Source organism: Aeromonas sp. 95A (genome assembly GCF_051919235.1).
GTDB lineage: Bacteria > Pseudomonadota > Gammaproteobacteria > Enterobacterales > Aeromonadaceae > Aeromonas > Aeromonas veronii.
On sequence record NZ_JBQBFC010000001.1, the window covers coordinates 889026 to 911284 of the forward strand.

At 58.5% G+C, this 22259-nt stretch carries 19 protein-coding genes and 1 other RNA gene; 9 read left to right on the plus strand and 11 right to left on the minus strand.

Annotated features, from left to right (window positions below; all coding sequences use genetic code 11):
- Nucleotides 1-97: 97 nt before the first annotated feature.
- On the minus strand, nt 98-1582 hold the full coding sequence (locus ACTG2U_RS03925; protein ID WP_216962401.1) for a helix-turn-helix transcriptional regulator: 1485 nt from the start codon (nt 1580-1582) through the stop codon (nt 98-100).
- Nucleotides 1583-1812: 230 nt separating this feature from the next.
- Between ACTG2U_RS03925 and ACTG2U_RS03930 the strand changes: the two genes are divergently transcribed.
- Entirely contained in the window at nt 1813-2847 is a 1035-nt protein-coding gene (locus ACTG2U_RS03930) for an IS110 family transposase (protein WP_201035198.1), read from the plus strand.
- Nucleotides 2848-3143: 296 nt separating this feature from the next.
- A protein-coding gene (locus tag ACTG2U_RS03935) for an IS3 family transposase (RefSeq protein ID WP_439974068.1) occupies nt 3144-4306 on the plus strand; the annotation gives its coding sequence in 2 pieces (ribosomal slippage) (nt 3144-3399 and nt 3399-4306; 1164 coding nt in all).
- On the opposite strand, the gene ACTG2U_RS03940 is transcribed toward ACTG2U_RS03935, so the two are convergent.
- From ACTG2U_RS03940 to ACTG2U_RS03985, 10 genes are all read right to left on the minus strand, one after another.
- Nucleotides 4237-4962, minus strand: a complete 726-nt coding sequence (locus tag ACTG2U_RS03940; RefSeq protein WP_439974069.1) for a hypothetical protein — start codon at nt 4960-4962, stop codon at nt 4237-4239. The two genes, ACTG2U_RS03935 and ACTG2U_RS03940, sit on opposite strands and share 70 nt — an antisense overlap.
- A 59-nt stretch (nt 4963-5021) precedes the next feature.
- Nucleotides 5022-6176, minus strand: a complete 1155-nt coding sequence (locus ACTG2U_RS03945) for a site-specific integrase (protein WP_439974070.1) — start codon at nt 6174-6176, stop codon at nt 5022-5024.
- Nucleotides 6177-6274: 98 nt separating this feature from the next.
- Nucleotides 6275-6371, minus strand: an RNA gene (gene ffs / locus ACTG2U_RS03950) — signal recognition particle sRNA small type.
- A 102-nt stretch (nt 6372-6473) separates the two neighbouring features.
- On the minus strand, nt 6474-7262 hold the full coding sequence (locus tag ACTG2U_RS03955; protein WP_005360120.1) for a sulfite exporter TauE/SafE family protein: 789 nt from the start codon (nt 7260-7262) through the stop codon (nt 6474-6476).
- Nucleotides 7263-7367: 105 nt separating this feature from the next.
- Entirely contained in the window at nt 7368-8804 is a 1437-nt protein-coding gene (gene arcD, locus ACTG2U_RS03960) for an arginine-ornithine antiporter (RefSeq protein ID WP_439974071.1), read from the minus strand.
- Nucleotides 8805-9162: 358 nt separating this feature from the next.
- Entirely contained in the window at nt 9163-9942 is a 780-nt protein-coding gene (locus tag ACTG2U_RS03965; protein WP_439974072.1) for an SDR family oxidoreductase, read from the minus strand.
- Between the two features lie 52 nt (nt 9943-9994).
- Nucleotides 9995-10897: a 3-hydroxyisobutyrate dehydrogenase gene (gene mmsB, locus ACTG2U_RS03970; RefSeq protein ID WP_439974073.1), complete on the minus strand. Its 903-nt coding sequence runs from the start codon at nt 10895-10897 to the stop codon at nt 9995-9997.
- A gap of 50 nt (nt 10898-10947) precedes the next feature.
- On the minus strand, nt 10948-12060 hold the full coding sequence (locus ACTG2U_RS03975; protein ID WP_439974074.1) for an enoyl-CoA hydratase/isomerase family protein: 1113 nt from the start codon (nt 12058-12060) through the stop codon (nt 10948-10950).
- An 18-nt stretch (nt 12061-12078) separates the two neighbouring features.
- On the minus strand, nt 12079-12861 hold the full coding sequence (locus ACTG2U_RS03980; protein ID WP_005345131.1) for an enoyl-CoA hydratase: 783 nt from the start codon (nt 12859-12861) through the stop codon (nt 12079-12081).
- Between the two features lie 140 nt (nt 12862-13001).
- On the minus strand, nt 13002-14159 hold the full coding sequence (locus ACTG2U_RS03985; protein WP_206877703.1) for an acyl-CoA dehydrogenase family protein: 1158 nt from the start codon (nt 14157-14159) through the stop codon (nt 13002-13004).
- A gap of 305 nt (nt 14160-14464) precedes the next feature.
- Here ACTG2U_RS03985 and ACTG2U_RS03990 point away from each other — a divergent pair, with 305 nt between their 5' ends.
- The 7 genes from ACTG2U_RS03990 to ACTG2U_RS04020 are packed head-to-tail and all read left to right on the plus strand — an operon-like array spanning nt 14465 to nt 22214.
- The gene (locus tag ACTG2U_RS03990) at nt 14465-15607 is read left to right on the plus strand and encodes an isovaleryl-CoA dehydrogenase (protein WP_323894681.1); all 1143 of its coding nucleotides are present in this window, start codon (nt 14465-14467) and stop codon (nt 15605-15607) included.
- Nucleotides 15604-17205: a carboxyl transferase domain-containing protein gene (locus ACTG2U_RS03995; protein WP_439974075.1), complete on the plus strand. Its 1602-nt coding sequence runs from the start codon at nt 15604-15606 to the stop codon at nt 17203-17205. Before ACTG2U_RS03990 ends, ACTG2U_RS03995 begins: the two co-directional genes overlap by 4 nt.
- 11 nt (nt 17206-17216) lie before the next feature.
- A complete protein-coding gene (locus tag ACTG2U_RS04000) occupies nt 17217-18071 on the plus strand; it encodes an enoyl-CoA hydratase-related protein (RefSeq protein ID WP_439974076.1) in 855 nt (284 codons plus the stop codon).
- Entirely contained in the window at nt 18068-20038 is a 1971-nt protein-coding gene (locus tag ACTG2U_RS04005) for an acetyl/propionyl/methylcrotonyl-CoA carboxylase subunit alpha (RefSeq protein WP_439974077.1), read from the plus strand. The genes ACTG2U_RS04000 and ACTG2U_RS04005 overlap by 4 nt, the downstream gene beginning before the upstream one ends.
- Nucleotides 20035-21003, plus strand: a complete 969-nt coding sequence (locus tag ACTG2U_RS04010) for a hydroxymethylglutaryl-CoA lyase (protein ID WP_064337796.1) — start codon at nt 20035-20037, stop codon at nt 21001-21003. The genes ACTG2U_RS04005 and ACTG2U_RS04010 overlap by 4 nt, the downstream gene beginning before the upstream one ends.
- A gap of 2 nt (nt 21004-21005) precedes the next feature.
- The gene (locus tag ACTG2U_RS04015) at nt 21006-21416 is read left to right on the plus strand and encodes a MerR family transcriptional regulator (protein WP_439974078.1); all 411 of its coding nucleotides are present in this window, start codon (nt 21006-21008) and stop codon (nt 21414-21416) included.
- A 36-nt stretch (nt 21417-21452) separates the two neighbouring features.
- Entirely contained in the window at nt 21453-22214 is a 762-nt protein-coding gene (locus ACTG2U_RS04020; protein ID WP_331378597.1) for a substrate-binding periplasmic protein, read from the plus strand.
- Nucleotides 22215-22259 lie beyond the last annotated feature (45 nt).

The following is a 22259-nucleotide window of genomic DNA, read 5'->3' on the forward strand; positions in this document are numbered from 1 at the left end:
CATTAAGTATTTCAGAGTACAAAACAAAGGGTGCTAGCATTACACGCCACAAAACTAGCATGTAATGCCAAACATAAATTTTGTGATATAGCTCAAATCACAATCTTTTTGGGAAAAAACCTACTCCAGCATTATCGAATATTAGGCGGTGGCCATTGCTACTTTCGAACTCAAAGCTCATTGGTTTATTCCCATCAGACCAATTGATAAGTCCTTGCCATTCCCAGCCATGAGGATGCTCTAGACCAACTAGAGATTGAGTGGGCAATCCGACTACTCTCACTCGATCCCAACCTGATCGGCTAAACAAACGAACCAAAACACATGCATCCCCATTAGGGGCCACAACACTAATTAGTTGATGGCACACAACTTGGTGCAAACCGAGTAATATTGGACCATCAAGGCAATAGCCCTTACCGCCGTTGTTATCAACATACGTCTGTCCGTCCACCCGATAATTTATGTAGAAGCGAAAAGGATCATGCACTGGCAAGCATGAAGTAGACCATATTTCAAAACCATCCCCTAAGGTTCGTTCGAAGGTCGCTTCATAGGGCCGCCATACCCCATCCTTATCCTCCCCGTGAATGGTTACCAACTTTCCAAAGGCAAGGTTTTTCAGGCAAATCCACACTCTGCTTCCTTGACTATGGTGTTGTACTCTCATGTCTGAATGACTGATTGCGTAGTAGAGGCTAACGGCATGCTGTTCCTGAATTAGGGAGAGCGGCTCATAATAACACTGACGATAGTGACCCGGAGTAACCCCAAACCACTTTCGAAACACTCGTTGAAAACTGGGGGCATCCTTATAACCTAAGCGCAGGCTTATTTCGCTCGTAGTAAGTCGCCTGTCCGAGAGCAAGCTCTGAGCTTGGCTACGCCGAACTTCTTCGAGCAACTGGTTATAGGTAGTGCCTTGGTCACCCAATTGCCGTTGCAACGTTCTGACTGGGGTTTGACGAACCCTAGCTAACTCGGCAAGAGGAAGAGGATAAGGTAGAGACTGAAGCAGCTGACTCTTGACCTGCTCTAACATTCCCTGTGGTTTGGTCGTAAAATGTGACAGACGATGAAGCATATATCTCAACGCCCCCTTCATTGCCATTAATGGCCCAGAAGGCATGCGATTCACCTGTACAGTATCAATGTGTAATGTAGGTGTTCGGTGATAACGGCAAGAAAGAAGAAACGAAGGAAGTTCTTGAGATATACCACGGACTTTCGGCCAGAGTAAGCGCCACTCAAGATCGGGATAACAATATCGAAGACTCAAATACCATAGCTGGATCAACCACCATAAAGATCCATGATTTGGTTCCTCACTGAGCGGGAGAAAGTTGATCGTAAGCCCGAGGTCAGATACGTGCCACTGAGCACACCAATCTAGTCCCAGCAGTGAAAGGCTTTCCCCCCACAACTGCAGTGATGCACTGCTATCCTCCGCACACAGCGCCGCCCCCTCGACTAGCCTAAGCAAGTCATCACATAACCAGTTGAAATCCCCCAAAATGATGACATCACTCCCCATAGAGAGAGTCAGTTGCTGTACCACCCAACGCCACTCTTGATCGGCCACCACCATGCCTCCTGTTTAAAAATCGCCAGCGTAGTTGAATCAAGAGAGCAAGTGTTAGTAAAACACGCAAACAGTATCGACTTGTGAGAGTTAAAGCAAAAAAGGAGCCCATTTTGAACTCCTTTTATTCGATGCCTTAGGCCAGAATTGTAGTGATGTGATGGACGCCCCCTCCCTGCGCGGTCAGTTTCATACTTAGGCTGACAGCGTTCAACTTGGGGGATCACCACATGAACACGATCAAAGTAGTTGGAATCGATATTGCTAAGTCTGTTTTTCAGGTGTGTGTATGGATGGCTGATGGTTCTGTTGCCTGGAATCGTAAAATATCTCGCCAGAAACTGCTCCACACGTTGCGCCAGTTTCCACCGCAAACACTGATTGCTATGGAAGCTTGCTCAACATCTCATTTCTGGGGACGAGCACTGATATCGATGGGCTATGACGTAAAGCTCATTCCCACACAGCATGTCAAAGCCTTTGCAAGACACCAGAAGAATGATGCCAACGATGCATTAGCTATTTGTGAAACAGCTTGCCGACCAGGGATCCACTTCGTCTCAGTTAAAACTACAGAACAACAAGATATCAAGGCGTTACGTAGTGCTCGCCAGCTCATAGTTGAGCAGCGAACCGCTCTGGCTAACCAACTACGGGCATTACTTGCCGAGTACGGAGTCATTATTCCAGCCGGGTTACAACGCCTGCAACGACAACTGCCAGAAGTGCTTGAAGACGGAGACAATACGATAACCTTCACGCTTCGCCGACTACTGAGCCTGTTACGAGAAGATATGCAGATGCTCACTGAACGGATTGATGTCTTGGATAAGGAACTAGCTGAACTGTCCAGCCAGCAGGTTGCCTATCACCACTTATTGACCATTCCTGGTGTCGGGCCACTGATTGCCGCTGCGGTGGTCAGTGAGGTTGATGCCACCCAGTTTTCCAGCGGCCGTGAGCTTTCTGCTTGGTGTGGCTTAGTCCCTCGACAGCACAGTTCAGGTGGAAAACAACGGCTTTCATCCATGACCAAGAACGGTAATCGTAACTTGAGGACCTTGATCATCCATGGCGCTCGAGCGGTGATGCGTTGTGTGCAAAAACGGGATGACAGTTTAGGGAGATGGGTTAAGGCAATTGAATTGCGGCGTGGCTTCTTGAAAGCCACTGTCGCCCTGGCAAATAAGTTAACTCGGATCATCTGGCGTGTACTAACTGACTCGGTTGATTTCAGTATGAACAGAGCTTTTGCAGGAAGTTAATTTGATATTTGCTTAGAAAATCTACGTTACTGAGTTTGCAGGCACTGATGAAGAAACGGGTACCGTCCTTGTAACAGCCTGAATTAGACCTGGGTATGCATATACCGGTGTAGTGATAAGGAAGCAAGGCTCGGATGACATCATGGCGAGGGAGTTAATCCCATCATAACGCCGGATATATGGTCGCAAACCGTATCAGTTCAGTTCTTGCACAACCCGGGGGCGTCCATATATGGTCTAATCATCCCGGACACCATTTTAGGTGGTACAGTCGCCACCATGACCTGAGGTGTTCAATGACAAGATTACGTCGCTCATTTACTGCCGAATTCAAACTCGAAGCCGCATCCCTGGTGCTCGACCAGGGATATTCTGTCCCTGAAGCCAGCCGTTCACTGGATGTCGGTGAAACCGTACTTCGCCGCTGGGTTCAGCAACTGCAATCCGAACGAACTGGCACAACCCCAATCGGCAAAGCACTGACTCCGGAGCAGCAAAAAATTCAGGAGCTGGAAGCCCGCATCAACCGGCTCGAACGTGAAAAGGACATTCTAAAAAAGGCTACGGCTCTCTTGATGACGGACGAGTTCACACGTACGCGCTGATAGACCGATTAAGGGAGCAAGCCCCCATCACCTTGGTCTGCTGCGCTTTCGATGTTCCAACATCCTGCTTTTACGACTATCTGGCCCGCAGACGGGCGATTAACCGTGAGCGGATACAGCAACGCAGTGAGTTGCGCCGGTTGTTCAAAGAGAGCAGGAGCTCTGCAGGCAGCCGCGCCTTGATGTCGATGATGCGGGAGTTGGGGTATCAGATTGGTCGATTCAAAGTACGTAACCTGATGAAGGAAGCCGGGCTGGTATCCAAACAGCCGGGCGCTCATCGTTATCAGGTCGCCCAGTCTGAGCGACCGGACATTTCCAATCTGCTGGCTCGCGAATTTGATGTCCAGCAACCCAATCAGGTGTGGTGTGGCGATATCACCTACGTCTGGGCAGGTGGACGCTGGCATTACCTGGCAGCGGTGCTTGACCTGCACACCCGGCGGGTCGTGGGCTGGGCGATGTCTGATAAACCTGATGCAGAATTGGCAATCAAAGCACTGGAGATGGCCTATCAGCAGCGGGGTTGCCCATCCGGTGTGCTATTTCACTCTGACCAGGGCAGCCAATATGGCAGTAGGGCATTTCGGCAACGACTGTGGCGCTATCGCATGACCCAGAGCATGAGTCGGCGTGGCAACTGCTGGGATAATGCCCCGATGGAACGGTTGTTCAGAAGTCTGAAGTCAGAGTGGCTGCCGGCAACGGGATACATGAGCGTGCGGGAGGCAAAGCGGGATATCAGTTATTACCTGATGGATTACTACAACTGGCGGCGTCCACATCAATACAATGACGGGATACCGCCAGCAAAAGCCGAGGTTCGGCCTAACCAAGTGTCCGGATTTAGTTGACCACTACATTCTTCACATTTCAGTTGTTGGATGATAGTAGTATTTTCCCAATCGTTGACAGGTTCCCCTGGGAGGATTCCGGATAGTAAAAAATGCTCTCCCTCAGGGGAGTTCATAAACTCTAGCAGTTCGCTCTTGGCTTTTTCGACGGCAGTAAGGAGAGAATGTAACGCCTCTCTGTTGTCCTTAATGACGTTGGCTGCCGTCGTTAAATAGCGTATTGCCTCTTGGCAACTAGCCTCCGAGTTCAACGCAAAACGTGACAGGAAATGATGCACCAGCTCATTTCGTAACTCGACCAGCTGTTTGAGCTTTTCATTCATCCACTCCCCGCCTTCAAGGCCAAAACTGAAACGGAAGTAACCTCGGCCGTTCAGAGCGTCATCATCAATTTCTTGCTCATCCTCCAACGTCGTTCTTTGGCTCCACTGGCCAACCAAATGCCCCAGAGTCTTTCCGCCTAGAAGCTGGCGGTCGCGTTCTATGTTACCAGCCAACTCATCGAAAAATCCGCATACCTTCAGGGTGGGTAGGGTTGCTTTGAGTGTCAATTCAAACTGCTGCAGCTGGAGGAGAGAACGCCCGTACTCCAACGCTATGTGCTCTTTTAATTCATTTAAATCAGGTGGTGCCTTGTCAGTTTTGTGGTGTTCCAATCGCGCCCTTCCTTGTGCCCAGTTGAATTACATACGACATGGTCATCAATGTAACGCGTTCATAGTGCAACTTCGATAGCTGCCTGTAGCTTCTCGACTGCTACTCCACCGCCGTACCTGTCGTAACTGATGGCACCATTGGTATGCCCCAAGATCGCCGCCTCGTACTGTAACGGCACACCATGATCCTTTAATGCCGTTGCCACGGTATGCCACAGGCTATGGAAGTCTTTGTCTACAGGGCGATGACGACTAAACCACTGCCCCCAGAGATGGCTGTAACCGTCTTGTCGATGAGGTAGCTCAGGGAACAGCCTCCCCCCAGCCCTTTCCTGCACGAAGTCGATAAAGCCACCAGCAATCAGCGAGGAGTGAATAGGGATCAGGCGGGCACTGTTGACCGTCTTGAGCTTCTGGTCTGGGCGGTTGTCCCTGATGTTCAGGCACCATACCTCGTCGACCAGCTGCACATCGTCTGCGTACAACTGGCAAATCTCATTGGCTCTCGCTCCGGTATACAGGCCGAGCAGCGCTATCCACTTGCGGTATGGCTCCTGTGCCTTCGCCCATTGGATCAACCGCTGTTTCTCCGCAGATGTATATCGAGCATTGACCTCTTTGACCCGCTGTAGCTTGAGCCCAGCAAAGTGATTGACGATGCCCTCGTGGTGATTGCCTAGCCAGACGAACAACAGCGAGAGCTTCTGGAGGTACTTGTTGATAGTCGTCGGGCTCTTGCCTGAGTTCAGCAATTCGTCCTTGAACTTGACCACATCGGCCTTGCTGTACGCGGTTGGAGATCTATCTCCCAGCGCTTTGATGAAGTAGCCGATGTAGTTCTTCTGGTTACTGAGCTCTTTGGGTGCCCAAGATAGCGCCTTCTCTTTCAGATAACGGTCACTGAGTTCTGAGAGTAGAGGGGATGCAATGGCAGAAGGCGCCGCAGGGGCTGCCTTAGGGGCTGCCTTGGTCGCAGCTGGTGTCTGTTGCTGTAGCCGCTGAGGCTCCGGCAGGGAGCTTGGCTGAGGTTCTGGCTGGACAGTCTCAGGCTTTACCCGAGAACGCGCACAGGCGAGCAACTGAGCCACTTGTTCACGAGCGACCAGCTTGTCCCGAATACGGAGAGATTTCTTGATGTCTTTGCGGCGACCACAGGGGAGCACTGTCACCTTGCGGTAGTACCAGATACCTTGCGGAGAGAGCCAGAGATTCACAGAGAAGACTCCTGATTCATCCACACAAAGTGGATTACCAAGAGGTCTGAAGGGGGGCTATTAGCTGTAACTTATTGAATTGCAGAAACAAGTGGTGGCCCTACCAGCCACATCCCGGCACTCGAGTCCCCCGCCTTGGCTGCTACCTTCCGGTCCTGACCAGGTCGACGGGTTATCAATGCGAGAGGACCAATAGGACCACCGGCGAGGAGAATAGGCAAACTGGGCGTTCAATGCAACGGCTTTCTACCCTCCAACAGATCGTTTGCCTTATTTTTCAACAATCTGCCGAATGAATCAGCTAAACAGCATAAATTTCGCCCCCACCAGCAGCATCAGCAGGGCAAAGGCCTGCTTGAGGCGTGTGGGTGACAGACGGTGTGCCAGCTTGGCGCCAATGCGGGCGAACTGGGTACTGGTCAGCACAATGCCCAGCAGGGCGGGCAGATAGATGTAGCCCACACTCCACTCGGGCAGATCGGCATGATCCCAACCCGCATAGAGGTAGCTGAGGCTCCCCGCCAGCGCGATGGGCATGCTGCAGGCTGCAGAGGCCGCTACCGCATTGCGCATTGGCACCGAGTTCCAGCTCAGATAAGGGACGGTCAGCGAGCCACCGCCAATACCAAACAGCGCAGACATCCAGCCAATGATGGTACCGGCGATGCCTGTGCCGAGCGGCCCCGGCATATGGCGCTCCGCTTTGGGTTTAAGGTTGAGCCCCATCTGCAGCGCCATGCTCCAGGCGAAACAACCGATGATGATATTGAGGGTGCTGGTACTGAGCAGATTGGCGGTCATGCCGCCAAGCCAACCCCCAATCAGCATGCCGGCGCCGAGTCGGCGGATCATCACCCAATCGACGGCGCCCGCCTCCCGGTGGGCCCGCAGCGAGCTGAATCCGGTAAAGATCATGGTGGGCAACGAGGTGCCGAGGGCCAGATGGGTAATGATTTCAGGGTCGATGCCTTGGGCGCGAAAGGTCATGACCAGCACGGGGACAATGATAAGACCGCCGCCGATCCCGAACAGTCCCGCCAGCATACCGGCAAAGGCGCCCAGCAGGAGGTAACCCATAAACAGCATAAAAATTCCTGTGTTAAACAAAAACTGGCCAACACGGCCGGGCAACAGTGGATATCTGCATGAAAAAAAAGAGATGGCGCGAGGGCCATCTCTTCATTGTGCCGGTTAGTGCAGTGGAATGGTACCGTCCATCACCTTGTAGAAGGCCAGCACGGCACAGCCAAGCAGGGCCGCCGTCATCCCCTGCTCCAATCGGTTAAGGCCGCGCAGACCGTGATGCTGACGCGCCTTCCAGTAGATGAAGATGCCCGGACTATAGAGCAGCGCCACCAGCAACAGGTACTCCACACCGGCTGCGTAGACCAGCCAGCAGCCGTAAACGGTCGCCACCAGGGCCAGCAGCAGGTCACGCTTGCGCTGATGGGGTTGACCCTGATAGGTCTCCCCTTTCAATGCCAGCTTCAGGCCATAGGCACCGGAGAAAACGTAGGGCACCAGCGCCGCCGAGGTGGCGATGTTGACCAGCGCCAGATAGGTGCTGTTCTGGAAGTAGATGATGATCAGGAAGATCTGCACCAGACAGGTAGAGCACCAGAGGGACACCTGCGGCGAGCCGTTTTTGTTCTCCTTGGCAAACCAGCCCGGGAACACGCCGGTCTTGCCTGCGATGTAGGGCACTTCAGCGGCCAGCACGGTCCAGCTGAGCAGAGCCCCCATCACCGACACCACCAGACCGATGTTGATAAGCCAGGCGCCCCAGGGGCCGACTACGGCTTCAAGGATCATGGCGGTCGAAGGGTTCTTGAGCGCCGCCAGTTGCGGCTGGCTCATGACACCGAGCGAGAACAGGGTCACCATCACGTAGAGCGTCAGGGCGCCGAGCAGCGCCAGCACGGTCGCACGGCCCACATCCTTGCGATGACGGGCACGGGCAGAGACTACCACGGCCCCTTCAATCCCGATAAAGACCCAGAGGGTCACCTTCATGGTGGACTTGACCTGATCCATCACGGAGCCCAGCTCCATGTTGTTCTGGCCCCAAATATCCAGAGTGAAGGTATCCATGTTGAAGGCCAGCAGGATCGCGACACAGAAGACGATGAGCGGCACCATCTTGGCGATGGTGGTGACGATATTCACCAGTGCAGCAACCTGTACCCCGCGCAGCACCAGCGCATGCACCGACCAGATCAGGATGGAGGCCAGCGTGATGGCGACCGGCGTATTGCCGTCACCGAAGATGACGTTGTCCGGCGTATCGAAGAAGTAGCTCAGGGCGCTGAACACCACGATGGCGTAAGAGACGTTGGCCAGCAGTTGGCAGAGCCAGTAACCCCAGGCGGCGTTGAAACCGATGAAATCGCCGAAACCGGCCTTGGCATAGCTGAAGATACCGCCATCGAGATCAGGGCGGCGCATGGAGAGGTTCTGATAGACCAGCGCGAGACAGATCATGCCAAGACCGGTGATGGCCCAACCCAGGGCGACCGCCCCGGCACTGGCATGCGCAGCAATGTTTTGTGGCAGACTGAAGACCCCGGCGCCGACCATGGAGCCGATCACCAGCGAAATGAGGGCGCCCAGCCCTAGTTTCTTGTCCATTTCAATCCTGTTTATTTAGGCGGCGGCAGAGCGTCCGTATTCATACTGCGCGCAATATGGGAGGGGCTGGGAATCCTGACCCCGTGAAAAAGGCGGCAACTATATTGCATGACTATTCCGACCGCAATCCCTCGTCCCGTCAATCATGCACCGCCTTGACCGCGCGCAATTTTACAGCACTGGCCCATATGGCCTGTGAGCTGGCTCAAATTAACCAAGACCCATTGATATTTCTCATTTTTCTGCCAACACAACCTGACTCGCATGGTTCCTATGCATCGCCATTCAGGCACTCTCTGTATAAATAATCTGCATAAAAAAGCCCCGGTGGAAACACCGGGGCCCATTATGTAAATCCCTATAAACGCAAACCGCCATCCAGTTCTATCATCCTTCCCGACAGATAGTCGTTGGCAAAAATAAAGCTCACCGTCTCGGCCAGCTGCTGCGCCTCGCCAAGGGTGCCGACCGGAATGGCCTGCTGCATCCGCGCCATCGCCTCCGGCTTCATCGCCGCCGTCATGTCGGTGGCAAACACCCCGGGGGCAATCCCCATCACCCGAATGCCATGGCGCGCCAACTCCCGCGCCCAGGTCACCACCAGCGAGGCAACCCCTGCCTTGCTGGCGGCATAGTTGCTCTGGCCAATATTGCCGGCGCGGGCGATGGAAGAGATGTTGATGATAACGCCCCCCTGCCCCCCTTGCGCCATCAGCGCCGCCCCTTCGCGCCCGCAGAGGAAGGTACCGGTGAGGTTGACGTCAATCACGCTCTGCCACTGGGCCAGCGTCATCTTCTCCACCAGCTCACCCTCTTTCACCTTGATCAGCATGCCATCGCGCAAAATGCCGGCGCAGTTGATAAGACCGTGCAGCACGCCAAAACGCTCCTTGATGCCAGCAAAAACCGACTCAACCTCGGCTTCGCTCGCCACATTGCAGACAAACAGCTCGCACTGGCTATCTTTATCGCACTGATCATTCTGACTGCGCACCAGGGCTGCGGTCGCCTCCAGATCGGCGCGATTGATGTCGAGCAGCGCCAGCGTCGCCCCCTGTGCGCCCAGGGCCAGCGCAATGGCCCGTCCCAAGCCACGTCCAGCGCCGGTAATAACGATGACCTTACCTTTGATATCCATCAATGCTCCTTGTTGCTGGTCGAAGAGAGATGCCTTGAAGAGAGGTGGCCCGTCAGGCGGGATCCTGTTTATCCAGATAGAGTTCGACGATGCTGGAGAAATCGCGGCTCCCCTGCCCCTGAGCGGCATGCAGGTTGAACAGGTTGCGGGCCAGCGCCCCCATGGGCACAGCGCTGTGCCCATGCTCGGCCAGCGCCATGGCCAATCCCAAATCTTTCACCATCAAACGGGTCATAAATCCCCCCTGATAGTTGCGGGCGGCAGGGACATTCTCCATCACCCCGGGCCAGGGGTTGTAGCGCTCCAGACTCCAGTTGTTGCCGGAGCTCTTGCCCATGATGGTGGAGAGCACGGCGGGATCCAGCCCCTCCTTCACCCCGAGGGCCAGCGCCTCGGCAGTGCCCGCCATATGGATCGCAAGCAGCATGTTGTTGCACATCTTGGCGATCTGCCCGGCACCCAGCGCCCCGGCGTGAAACAGGTTCTGCCCCATGCAGGCGAGCAAGGGTTTTGCCGCCTCGAAATCTGCCGCGTCGCCGCCAACGATAAAGGTGAGCGTCCCGGCGGCCGCACCGGCGACACCGCCCGATACGGGGGCATCGATAAAGCGCAAACCGCGCGCGCGGGCCGCCTCCCCGACCTGACGGGCAGAGTCGACATCGATAGTGGAGCAGTCGATCACCAGTGCACCAACCGGCAGGGCCGCCAGCAGATCCTGCCCGTCAGACAACCAAAGATCGCGCACATGCTCCCCCGCGGGTAGCATGCTGATCACCACCTCGCAGCCGGTCACCGCCTCTCGGGCATCCCCCGCTGCGATACAGCCAGCGGCGATGGCGCGCTCAATGTTTTGGGCAACCAGATCAAACACCTGCACCCTGTGCCCGGCCCTGGCCAAATTGGCCGCCATGGGGCCGCCCATGTTGCCGAGCCCGATAAATCCTATCCTTGTCATCCGCTTGCTCCTTGCATTGCTGATGGCGGCGTCCGCCGGTTGCCATGATGTTATTCCTTGCAGGCCAACGGATTGCGCCCCTGCGGCCAGCGATAGAACTCATACAGCCACTCCCCCTCCGGTGGCAACAGTTGCCAGCGGGGATCTTTATCCTTGTCGATCAGCAGTGCCCGTACCCCTTCCACAAAATCCCCCTTGAGCACGCAGTTGACCGAGAGGGTCAGCTCCTCGGCAAATACTTCAGCCAGGGAGTAGCGGCGAGCCTGCCAATATTGGCGCCACAAAATGGCGCGGCTGATGGGGCTGCCGGTGCGGCAAATCTGCTGCGCCTGCTGGAGTACCGTCTCCTGTTCATCGAACTGAGCTTCGAACAACCGCGCCAATACCCCTTGCAGCGTGCGCCCCGCCAGCAAGGCATCGATCCTCTGTTGATGGGGCAGCAGCACAGGCGCAGGCAAGCGGGCCGCCACCTCACGGTGCAATCCCCTGAGCAGCAGATCGATCTGCTCACGGGGATCACCACAGCCAGTCCAGTCGAGCACGGCGAGGCGTAATAACAGCGCACTGCGCTCGCCACTGGCGATGGCGTGATCAGCCAACCCAACCCCAAGGGCATCTGCGCCATTAAAGCGGGCGCCAGTCAGACCGAGCCAGAGCCCGAGCCGCCCCGACATCCGGCTTAAAAACCAGCTCGCTCCCACGTCGGGGTAGAGGCCGATGGTCACCTCCGGCATGGCGAACAGGCTTCTTTCGGTCACCACCCGAAAATCGGCTCCGGCAAACAGGCCAATACCGCCCCCCATGCAGATACCGTCCGCCACGCAGATCAGGGGCTTGCGGTAAGAGTGGATGTGGTGGTCGAGCCGGTACTCCTGCTCGAAAAAGTCGCGGGCATATTCGAACAGTTCCGCCTCGCTTGCCTCCTGTTTGCGGTAATAGAAGGAGCGGATATCGCCACCGGCACAAAATGCCTTCTCACCCATCCCCTGCAGCAGTACACAGATGATGGCGGGATCCTGCTCCCAACGGGTCAGCGTCTGTTGCAGGATCTGGATCATCGGCAGGCTCAATGCGTTGAGAGACGCAGGGCTGTCGAGGGTCAACACCCCGATCTGATGGCCATCTTCGGTGGGATAACAGCTAACCTTGACCGACTCACTCATAAACGGCTCCGTATGGATTTATTCTGTTGGGCCATATTGCCAGCGCGGTAAGCGTTTCTCCAGGAAGGCGGCCACCCCTTCACGCTGATTGGCATCGCTAAAGAGATCGAGAAACAGCGCTCGCTCAAGGGGCAAGGCGGCATCCCGCGGGCCACTGCGGCCCTGATTGATCAGGGTTTTGCAGGCGCGCAGGGCGCTCGGGCTCTGGCGCTCCACCAGATGGGCCATCTGGTGCGCCGCCTCCCATGCCTGACCGGTTTTCACCACCTCCTCCACCAGCCCCATCTCGTAGGCAAGCGAGGCACTCACCTTCTCACCGCAGAGGATCATCCGCTTGGCCCAGCCCGGCCCCACCAGCTCGGTCAGGCGCTGGGTGCCACCGGCACAGGGAAGCAAGCCCACCGAGGCTTCCGGCAGTCCCAGCAACGCCTGCTGCTCGGCGATGCGGATATCACAGGCCAGCGCCACTTCCAGGCCACCGCCCATGGCATAACCATTGATGGCGGCGATACTGACGCCGTGAAAACGGGCCAGCGCCTCGAAGGCCTTGCCAAAGGCCTCGGCTACTTCGCGGGCCAGCTCGACATTACCCTCGACAAACATATTGAGGTCGGCACCGGCGCAGAAAAATTTGTCGCCCGCACCACGGATCACCAGCGCCACTACATCGGGACGACTGTCGAGCTCCACCATCATCTGCAAAAAGGCCTGCAGGCTGGCGAGGGTCCAGGTGTTGGCAGGGGGATGGTCGAGGGTGATATAGGCCACGTGGCCATGATATTCGAGTCTGATCCTTGTCATAACATTGTCCTTGTCGATGAAGCTGCCGCCATGATGACAGGCTTGAATGACACCAACCTGTGGCTGGCTCACAAAGCCGAAACCGGCATGGCACGGTGCAAATCGGGTGGCAGGCAACACACCCTTGATGCGACCACCGGTTAGCCCAGCGACAAACCGGGATCGGCCAGCAGGCGGCGCGCGATGATGAGTCGCATCACCTCGTTGGTGCCCTCCAGAATGCGGTGTACCCGGGTATCGCGCAGATAGCGCTCGAGCGGATACTCGCGGATATAACCATAGCCGCCAAAGAGTTGCAGAGCCTCATCACAGATTCGATAACCCACATCGGTGGCAAACCGTTTGGCCATGGCACACCAGGCACTCTTGTCGGGTGCCCCGCGATCCAGCTTGTCGGCGGCCTGACGCACCAGCAAACGGGCGGCAGCCAGCTCGGTCGCCATATCGGCCAAGCGAAACTGCACGCTCTGGAATTCGCTGATCGGGTGACCAAATTGCTGGCGCTGCTGCACATAAGCCAGCGCATCGTCCAGCGCCTGCTGGGCGGTGCCCACCGAACAGGTGGCAATATTGATGCGCCCACCATCGAGGGCCTGCATGGCGAACTTGAACCCTTCCCCCTCCTCACCCAACCGGTAGCGGGCGGGAATACGCACCCCGTTGAAAACAACCTCCCGGGTCGGCTGGCTGTTCCAGCCCATCTTCTCTTCTGCCTTGCCATAGCTCACGCCGGGGGCATTAGCCGGCACCATAAAGGCAGAGATCCCCTTAGCACCTTCACCACCGGTACGAGCCATCACCACCAGCACATCGCTGCTGCCTGCTCCCGAGATAAAGACCTTGGTTCCCTCGATGAGGTAGCTGTCACCCTCGCGCACCGCCCGAGTCTTGAGTGCCGCCGCATCGGAGCCAGCCCCCGGCTCGGTGAGGCAATAGGAGCCCAGCAGCTCGCCACTGGCCAGCTTGGGCACCCACTCTTTGGCAACCTCGGTGGGCAACCAGCTACCCAGCATCCAGCTCACCATGTTGTGGATGGTCAGATACGCAGTGGTCGAGGTACACCCCATGGCGAGGCGCTCGAAGATGAGGCTCGCATCGAGGCGCGGCAGCCCCAATCCGCCAAACGGCTCCGGGGTATAGAGACCACAAAAACCTAGCCCGGCCGCCAGCTTGATGGTCGGGATCGGAAACTCATGCTCCTTGTCCCAGCGAGCGGCATGGGGTTTGAGCGCCTCATCGGCAAAGGCGGCGGCCGCCTCCACATACGCCTGTTGATCATCGGTCAGGGTAAAATCCATCTCGTCGTTCGCTCCTTTGTTGCACCGCGCTTACTTTACCGCTTTAGCGCTTTATGACGCGGCGCCCACACACTGGTCATTCGGATCTGCCACTATGGCGCTGTTGTCGTGGTAGCTGCTGACGCTCTCACTACCACCTATCTATCGACACACAACAGATTAACAATTGATTTACGTTTACGCTAACGTAAACTTGTGGCAGAAGTGAAGTACAAAAATGGACCGACCACTGCCAGCCTTGAAGCCGAGTCAGCCGGTCGAACCCACCTTCCTACCCGATTGTCATATCCACAAGGAGAGCATGGATGCAGATGGATGAGACCCTGAATGCCCTGACCGAACAGGTTGCGGCCTTCTGCCAGAAAGTGATCGCCCCGCGCGCCAGCGAGATCGATCAGAGCAATGCCTTTCCCCGTGATCTCTGGCCCCGGATGGGTGAACTGGGGCTGCACGGCATCACGGTGGCGGAGGAGTATGACGGGGTGAACCTCGGCTATCTGGCCCACGTGCTGGTGATGGAACAGGTAAGCCGCGCCAGCGCCTCGGTCGGCCTCTCCTACGGCGCCCACTCCAATCTCTGCATCAATCAGATCCACCGCCACGGCACGGCGGAGCAAAAAGCACGCTACCTCCCCCCGCTGGTGAGCGGCGAGCATGTGGGGGCGCTGGCCATGAGCGAGCCGGGAGCCGGGTCCGATGTGGTCAGCATGCGCCTCACCGCGGAGCGCGAGGGCGATCACTTCGTGCTGAACGGCAACAAGATGTGGATCACCAACGGACCTGATGCCGACACCTTCGTCATCTATGCCAAGACAGATACCAGTGCGGGCCCCAAAGGAATTTCTGCCTTTATCGTTGAAGCCGGCACTTCCGGTTTTTCTACCGCCCAGAAGCTCGACAAGCTGGGGATGCGCGGCTCCAGCACCTGCGAGCTGGTGTTCGACAACTGCCGGGTGCCGCAGGAAAACCTGCTGGGCACCCTGCACGGCGGGGTCAAGGTGCTGATGAGCGGGCTCGATTACGAACGGGTAGTGCTGGCTGCGGGCCCCCTTGGCATCATGCAGGCCTGCATGGACGTGGTGCTGCCCTATGTGCGTGAGCGCAAGCAGTTTGGTCAAGCCATCGGCGAGTTCCAGCTGGTGCAGGGCAAGCTCGCCGACATGTATACCCGCCTCGCCAGCAGCCGGGCGCTGGTCTACTCGGTGGCGAGCGCCTGCGATCAGGGGCGCACCAGCCGTAAAGATTGCGCCGCAGCCATCCTGTTTGCCGCCGAAAACGCCACCCAGATGGCCCTCGACGCTATCCAGCTGCTCGGCGGCAACGGTTACATCAACGAATACCCCACCGGCCGCCTGCTGCGGGACGCCAAACTCTACGAGATCGGCGCCGGCACCTCGGAGATCCGCCGCTGGCTCATCGGCCGCGAGCTGATGGGAGAAAATGCATGAGTCGTATCCACTCCCGCCTCGACACGGCGAGCCCGGAATATGCGGCCAATCGGGCCGCTATGCAGGGGCTGGTCGACGATCTCCACGCCCGCATTGCCGAGATCGCGCAAGGGGGCGGCGCGGCCAACAACGCCCGCCATCAGGCCCGTGGCAAGCTGCTGCCCCGCGAGCGAATCAATCAGCTGCTGGACCCGGGCTCCCCGTTTCTCGAACTCTCGGCGCTAGCTGGCTGGCAGGTCTATGACGAGCCGGTACCCGCCGCCGGTATCATCACCGGGATCGGTCGGGTCTCGGGCAGGCTCTGCATGCTGGTGGTGAATGACGCCACCGTGAAGGGCGGCACCTACTACCCGCTCACGGTGAAAAAGCACCTGCGCGCCCAAGCCATCGCCGAGCGGCTGCGCCTCCCCTGCCTCTATCTGGTGGATTCCGGCGGCGCCTTTCTGCCGATGCAGGATGAGGTGTTCCCCGACCGGGATCACTTTGGTCGCATCTTCTACAACCAGGCCCGCATGTCGGCCCAGAATATCCCGCAGCTGGCGGTGGTGATGGGGCTCTGCACCGCTGGCGGCGCCTACGTGCCCGCCATGGCTGATGAATCCATCATGGTCAGGGAGCAAGCCACCATCTTTCTGGCGGGTCCGCCGCTGGTCAAGGCCGCCACCGGCGAGGAGATCAGCGCCGAGGCCCTGGGCGGCGCCGAGGTACACTGCGCCCACTCGGGAGTTGCTGATCATATGGCCCGTGACGATGCCCATGCGCTGGCCATCGCCCGCACGCTGGTTACTCATCTGAGTAACGAGCCGATAGAGAGCAGCCCCGGCTACGAGCCCCCCTGCTACCCCATAGAGGAACTCTACGGTCTGGTGGGCACCAGTCTCAAACGCCCTTACGACGCCCGCGAACTGATTGCCCGACTGGTGGATAGCTCTGACTTTGACGAGTTCAAGGCGCTGTTCGGCACCACACTGGTGACCGGCTTTGCCCGTATTTGCGGCATGGAAGTGGGTATCCTCGCCAACAACGGCGTGCTGCACAGCGACAGTGCCCAGAAGGGGGCCCACTTTATCCAACTCTGTAACCGGCGCGCCATCCCGCTGCTCTTTTTGCAGAACATCACCGGCTTTATGGTGGGGAGCAGCGCAGAAAAGGAGGGGATCGCCAAGCACGGCGCCAAGCTGGTCACTGCAGTGGCCTGCAGCCGGGTGCCCAAGATCACCCTGATCGTTGGTGGCAGCTTTGGTGCCGGCAACTACGGCATGTGTGGCCGCGCTTATGAGCCCGATTTTCTCTTTAGCTGGCCCAACAGCCGTATCTCTGTCATGGGGGGCGAGCAAGCTGCCGGAGTGCTGGTACAGGTGCGTCGGGACAAGCTGGCTGCCGAGGGCAAAGATCTGAGCGAGCAGGAAGTGGCCGCCATCCGAGCCCCGGTGATCGAGCAGTATGAGCGCCAGGGTCATCCCTACTACGCCAGCGCCCGCCTCTGGGATGATGGCGTCATTGACCCGGCCCAGAGCCGCACCGTGCTGGCGCTGGCGCTCGCCGCCTGTCAGGGTGCCCACATTGAACCCGAGCAGTACGGCATCTTTCGGATGTAAGGAGCAAAACGATGTCAGATCCACTTACTTCCTCAGCACTTGGCTCTTCAACACAGGGCCCGTTTCGGCTGGAGCGGCACGGCCCGCTGGCCGAGCTGGTGCTGTCGCGCCCGGCCCGCCACAACGCCTTTGATGCCGACCTGATGCTGGGGCTGCTCGACTGCCTCGATGATCTGGCCCATCTCCATGGTCATGATCTTGCCGAACGCCCTCATGCCCTGCTGCTACGTGCCGAAGGCAAACACTTTTGCGCGGGCGCCGACCTCAACTGGATGCGCAATCTGGCCCACGCCGATTTCGAGCACAATCGCGAAGATGCCCGGGTACTGGCGCGGCTGATGCAGACCCTCGACGAGCTCCCCTTCCCCACGGTGGCACTGGTACAAGGGGCTGCCTATGGCGGGGCGCTGGGGCTGATCTGTGCCTGCGATCTGGTGCTGGCCAGCGACGATGCCCGCTTCTGCCTCTCAGAGGTGAGCCTGGGTCTGGTGCCTGCGGTGATCAGCCCCTACGTGGTACGCGCCATGGGAATGCGTCAGGCGCGCCGCTACATGCTCAGTGCCGAGCCGTTCGATGCAATCACCGCCTGTCGGCTCAATGTGGCACATCAACTCTGCAAGCCGGATCAACTGCTGGCGGAGGGACGGGCGCAGGCCCTTCGTCTGTGTCGCAACGGGCCGGAAGCGATGAAAGAGACCAAACGACTGCTGGCGGCGATAGAGGCCCATCCTTCCCGCCTGCACGAAGAGAAAACTGTCGAGACCATTGCCCGGGTTCGGGTGGGACTCGAAGCCCAGGAGGGAATGCAGGCCTTCTTCGACAAACGTCCTCCCGCTTGGCGTCCCTGCTTCAAGGATGAGACATGAACTATCACACCCCGATTAAACGTCTGCTGATCGCCAATCGCGGCGAGATTGCGGTGCGCATCATCAAAACGGCGAAACGCCTCGGCATTCACACCATCGCCCTCTACTCCGATGCCGACGCCCACGCCATGCACACCCACTTGGCCGATGAGGCCTGGCATCTGGGGCCCGCACCGGCCAGAGAGAGTTATCTCGACACCGGCAAGGTACTGAAGATTGCCAAAGAGGCGCACGCCGATGCCATCCATCCCGGTTACGGTTTTCTGTCGGAAAACAGCGATTTTGCCACCGCCTGCGAACAGCGCGGCCTGCGCTTTGTCGGCCCAAGCGGCGACGCCATTCTCGCCATGGGCGACAAATCGGGGGCCAAGGCGCTGATGCAGGCTGCCGGCGTACCTGTGCTGCCCGGCTATCACGGCACGGATCAACGACCGGACTTCTTGCGCGATCAGGCGAGCCAGATTGGCTTCCCGCTACTTATCAAGGCAGCCAGTGGCGGCGGTGGCAAGGGGATGCGTCGGGTCGATCAGCTGGCCGACTTTGACGAGTCGCTGGCGGCCGTCAAACGGGAAGCCAAGGCCGCCTTTGGTGACGATCTGGTGCTGCTGGAGCGCTATCTGCCCCAAGCTCGCCATGTGGAAGTACAGGTCTTTGCCGATAGCCTCGGCAACGCCATCTATCTGGGGGACCGTGATTGCTCCTTGCAGCGACGCCACCAGAAGGTGATTGAAGAGGCGCCCGCCCCCGACATCCCTCCGGCTCTGCGGCGCGCCATGGGGGATGCAGCCGTGGCCGCTGCCAAGGCTATCCACTATCAGGGGGCTGGCACCATCGAATTTCTGCTCTGCAAGGATGAGTTCTTCTTTATGGAGATGAACACCCGGCTGCAGGTAGAGCATCCGGTCACCGAAGCGGTGACCGGACAGGATCTGGTGGCCTGGCAACTGGCCGTGGCCGAAGGCAGGCCGCTGCCACTGTCTCAGGATAAGGTGGTGCTGCGCGGCCATGCGGTGGAGGCGCGTCTCTACGCCGAGGATGTGGCGGCCGGTTTTCTGCCCGCCAGCGGGCCTATCCACTGGCTGCACTGGCCGGATGGGGTGCGCATCGACACCGGCGTCACCGCTGGCGATGAGGTCAGCCCCTATTACGATCCCATGATCGCCAAGCTGATCGCCCACGGCCAGAGTCGCGCCGAGGCGTTCGCCCAACTGGCCGATGCGCTGGCGGCGCTGGATCTCGGCCCGCTGGTGCACAACGGCCCACTACTGCTGCGCCTGTGTGAAGAGCCCGACGTCTTGGCTATGGGCCACCATACCCAGTGGCCCATCCCCACCGACGCCCTACCCGTTCCGGCGCTGGTCTGGCCGCTGGCGACCCTCTGGTTGGCGAGCCGTCCTGCGGACACCTCCCCCTGGCAGCAAGCCTGCGGATTTCGGCTGGGACCGGATCGCTGCTGGACGGCGGCGGTGCGCATCGGCGATGAGCGCCGGGTATTGACCCTTCACGATCATGGCGGCCAGTTTGAGTGGCAAGGGGAGGCCCGTTGCTACCAGAGCGACGATGACCATATCCGCCTGCAACAGGGTGGCAGCTGGCAGCAGATCCCCATTCAGACGGTCGCAGGCTCGGAGGCAGCCTTCATCATGACCCTGGGGGGCCAGCGCATCCGCTTCGCGTCCGATGATCGGCAGCACAGCCACCACCATGAGCAGGCAAACGAGAAGGCGCAGGGCGCCATCGCCCCTATGCACGGCATAGTGGTAGCCGTGCTGATCGAGCAGGGGCAAACAGTCAGCAAGGGGCAACCCCTGCTGGTGCTGGAGGCGATGAAGATGGAACACCAGTTGCGTGCAGAGCGGGACGGGGTAATTGAAGCCCTGCAGTGCAAACAGGGCGAGCAGGTAAGCCAGGGGACCGTGCTGGTGCGCTTTGCCGAAAAGACTGCTTCACAGGAGGAACACCCATGAACCGATCACAGGACGTCCGTGACGACAGGGTCAGTCTGGTGGAGATGGGGCCGCGAGATGGCCTGCAAAATGAAGCTGCGCCCCTCTCCTTGGTACAGCGGCTGGAGCTGATCCAGCGCCTTACCGACAGCGGCCTGCAACGCATCGAGGTGGGTGCCTTTGTCTCTGCCAAAAAAGTGCCGCAGATGGCGGACTCCGCAGCGCTGTTCGAGGCACTGCCGCGCAAGGGCTCAACCCGTTACGGCGCACTGGTGCCCAATCTGCAAGGCTTGCAGGCTGCCATTGCCGCCCGCGCCGACGAGATTGGCCTCTTCACCGCCTGCTCCGACGGTTTTACCCGCGCCAATATCGGCATCAGCGTGGAGGAGTCGCTGGTGCGCTTCGCCCCGCTGGTGCAGGAGGCGCGCCGCCTCGGCATCAAGGTGCGTGGCTACCTCTCCACCGTCATCGCCTGCCCGTTTGATGGCCCGACCCGCCCGAAACGGGTCGCCGCCATGGCCGAACAGTTACTGGATCTCGGCTGCCACGAAATTTCGCTGGGGGACACCATCGGCGTTGGCACCCCGGGCACCGTGGCGCCCATGCTGGATGCGGTGCTGCACGAGATCCCGGCGGGGCGACTCGCGGTCCATTTTCACGACACCTACGGCCAGGGGTTGGCCAACCTGCTACCCGCGCTGGAGCGCGGCATTCGTACCATCGACTGCTCGGTGGCGGGGCTTGGCGGCTGTCCCTATGCGCCGGGCGCCTCCGGCAATGTGGCGTCAGAAGAGGTGGTCTACCTGTTGCACGGCCTTGGCATGACGACCGGGGTGGATCTCGACAAACTGGCGGCCACCGGCCAGTGGGTGAGCGAGCAGCTCGCTCGCCCCAACGGCTCGCGGGTCGGTCAGGCCCTGCACGCCAATGCCGAGCGGCTGCGTGCCCGCCTCTGCCAGCCACACGCCCAGCAACAGGAGTCATGACCATGTCCCGTTCCCTGCCCAGCAAGGAGATCACCTACAGCATCTCGGAGCTGGCCCACGAATTCGATGTCACGCCGCGCACCATCCGCTACTACGAGGATGAGGGGCTGCTCACTCCCCAGCGGGAGGGGCAAACCCGCATCTACAGCCATCGGGACAAGATCCGGCTCAAGTTGACCCTGCGCGGCAAACGGCTGGGGTTTAGCCTGGCCGAGATCCGCGAGCTGTTCGATATGTACGACACTGACAAATCGAGCAAAACCCAGCTCCACTCCATGATCCAGCTGATCGAGGAAAAGCGCCGTGCCCTGCACCAGCAGCTGGAAGATATCCAGATGGTGATGGCCGAGCTGGAAGCCGCCGAACAACGCTGTGTTAATTCCCTTAACAGCTTGAAAACTGGCGCAGATTAACCGAATCTGGGAGCAAGCTATTGCCCTGGGGATCCCATGAGATATTGGTGCTGGTTTTTGCTCTTGTTCAGCCTCTCTGGCTGGAGCCATCCCCTCATCAAGGTTGGTGGATACCCCTATGCCCCCTTTGTGGTCAAACTCCCCGATTCCAGCTATGAAGGGCTGACGCTGGACCTCATCGCCAAGCTAAACGAGATCCAGCAAGAGGTAAGATTCGTGTTTGTTCCCACCTCGGCCGCCAACCGTTACAAGGCGCTCGATCTGGGCCGTTTCTCGCTGATGCTGTTTGAAGACACCAAGTGGGGCTGGGACACAGATAAATTCAAGATGACAGCACCCTTCCTCGGTGGTGGCGAGGTCTATGTGGCCCTGAACAAAACGGGTCGGGATCAGCGCTTTTTCGATGACCCCTCTCGGCATCATCTTATCGGGGTGACCGGCTACCACTACGGCGTTGGCCAGTTCAATGCCGATCCTATCTACCTGCAGCGCAAGCTCAATATCACCCTGGTCAAGGACAACGTCAGTGCCTTGCAAGCGCTACTCAAAGGGCGTGGCGAGGTAGCCATTCTCAACGTTTCCTACCTTAACCAGTATCTGCTGGCCCACCCCGACACCGCCGACCAGTTGCTGATCTCGCAGAAATGGGATCAACGATATCAACACCGCGCCATCCTTCACCCTGAGGCCCCCATTACCCCTGCCCAGCTGGAACAGTGGCTGGCAGCGCTGCAACAAAAGGGTGAACTGGATCGCCTTTGGACAAAGTACGGCGTACAACAGCACGCAACCCCATGATTACTATTCAGCTTTTCTGTACCATGGCGGGAACCAAATGGGAGT

Bases quoted from the DNA above. Each gene is read 5' to 3' on its own strand.
- ACTG2U_RS03930 (WP_201035198.1), top strand. From the start codon at position 1,813: ATGAACACGATCAAAGTAGTTGGAATCGATATTGCTAAGTCTGTTTTT.
- ACTG2U_RS03955 (WP_005360120.1), bottom strand. From the start codon at position 7,262: ATGCTGTTTATGGGTTACCTCCTGCTGGGCGCCTTTGCCGGTATGCTG.
- arcD (WP_439974071.1), bottom strand. From the start codon at position 8,804: ATGGACAAGAAACTAGGGCTGGGCGCCCTCATTTCGCTGGTGATCGGC.
- ACTG2U_RS03965 (WP_439974072.1), bottom strand. From the start codon at position 9,942: ATGGATATCAAAGGTAAGGTCATCGTTATTACCGGCGCTGGACGTGGC.
- mmsB (WP_439974073.1), bottom strand. From the start codon at position 10,897: ATGACAAGGATAGGATTTATCGGGCTCGGCAACATGGGCGGCCCCATG.
- ACTG2U_RS03975 (WP_439974074.1), bottom strand. From the start codon at position 12,060: ATGAGTGAGTCGGTCAAGGTTAGCTGTTATCCCACCGAAGATGGCCAT.
- ACTG2U_RS03980 (WP_005345131.1), bottom strand. From the start codon at position 12,861: ATGACAAGGATCAGACTCGAATATCATGGCCACGTGGCCTATATCACC.
- ACTG2U_RS03985 (WP_206877703.1), bottom strand. From the start codon at position 14,159: ATGGATTTTACCCTGACCGATGATCAACAGGCGTATGTGGAGGCGGCC.
- ACTG2U_RS03990 (WP_323894681.1), top strand. From the start codon at position 14,465: ATGCAGATGGATGAGACCCTGAATGCCCTGACCGAACAGGTTGCGGCC.
- ACTG2U_RS03995 (WP_439974075.1), top strand. From the start codon at position 15,604: ATGAGTCGTATCCACTCCCGCCTCGACACGGCGAGCCCGGAATATGCG.
- ACTG2U_RS04000 (WP_439974076.1), top strand. From the start codon at position 17,217: ATGTCAGATCCACTTACTTCCTCAGCACTTGGCTCTTCAACACAGGGC.
- ACTG2U_RS04005 (WP_439974077.1), top strand. From the start codon at position 18,068: ATGAACTATCACACCCCGATTAAACGTCTGCTGATCGCCAATCGCGGC.
- ACTG2U_RS04010 (WP_064337796.1), top strand. From the start codon at position 20,035: ATGAACCGATCACAGGACGTCCGTGACGACAGGGTCAGTCTGGTGGAG.
- ACTG2U_RS04015 (WP_439974078.1), top strand. From the start codon at position 21,006: ATGTCCCGTTCCCTGCCCAGCAAGGAGATCACCTACAGCATCTCGGAG.
- ACTG2U_RS04020 (WP_331378597.1), top strand. From the start codon at position 21,453: ATGAGATATTGGTGCTGGTTTTTGCTCTTGTTCAGCCTCTCTGGCTGG.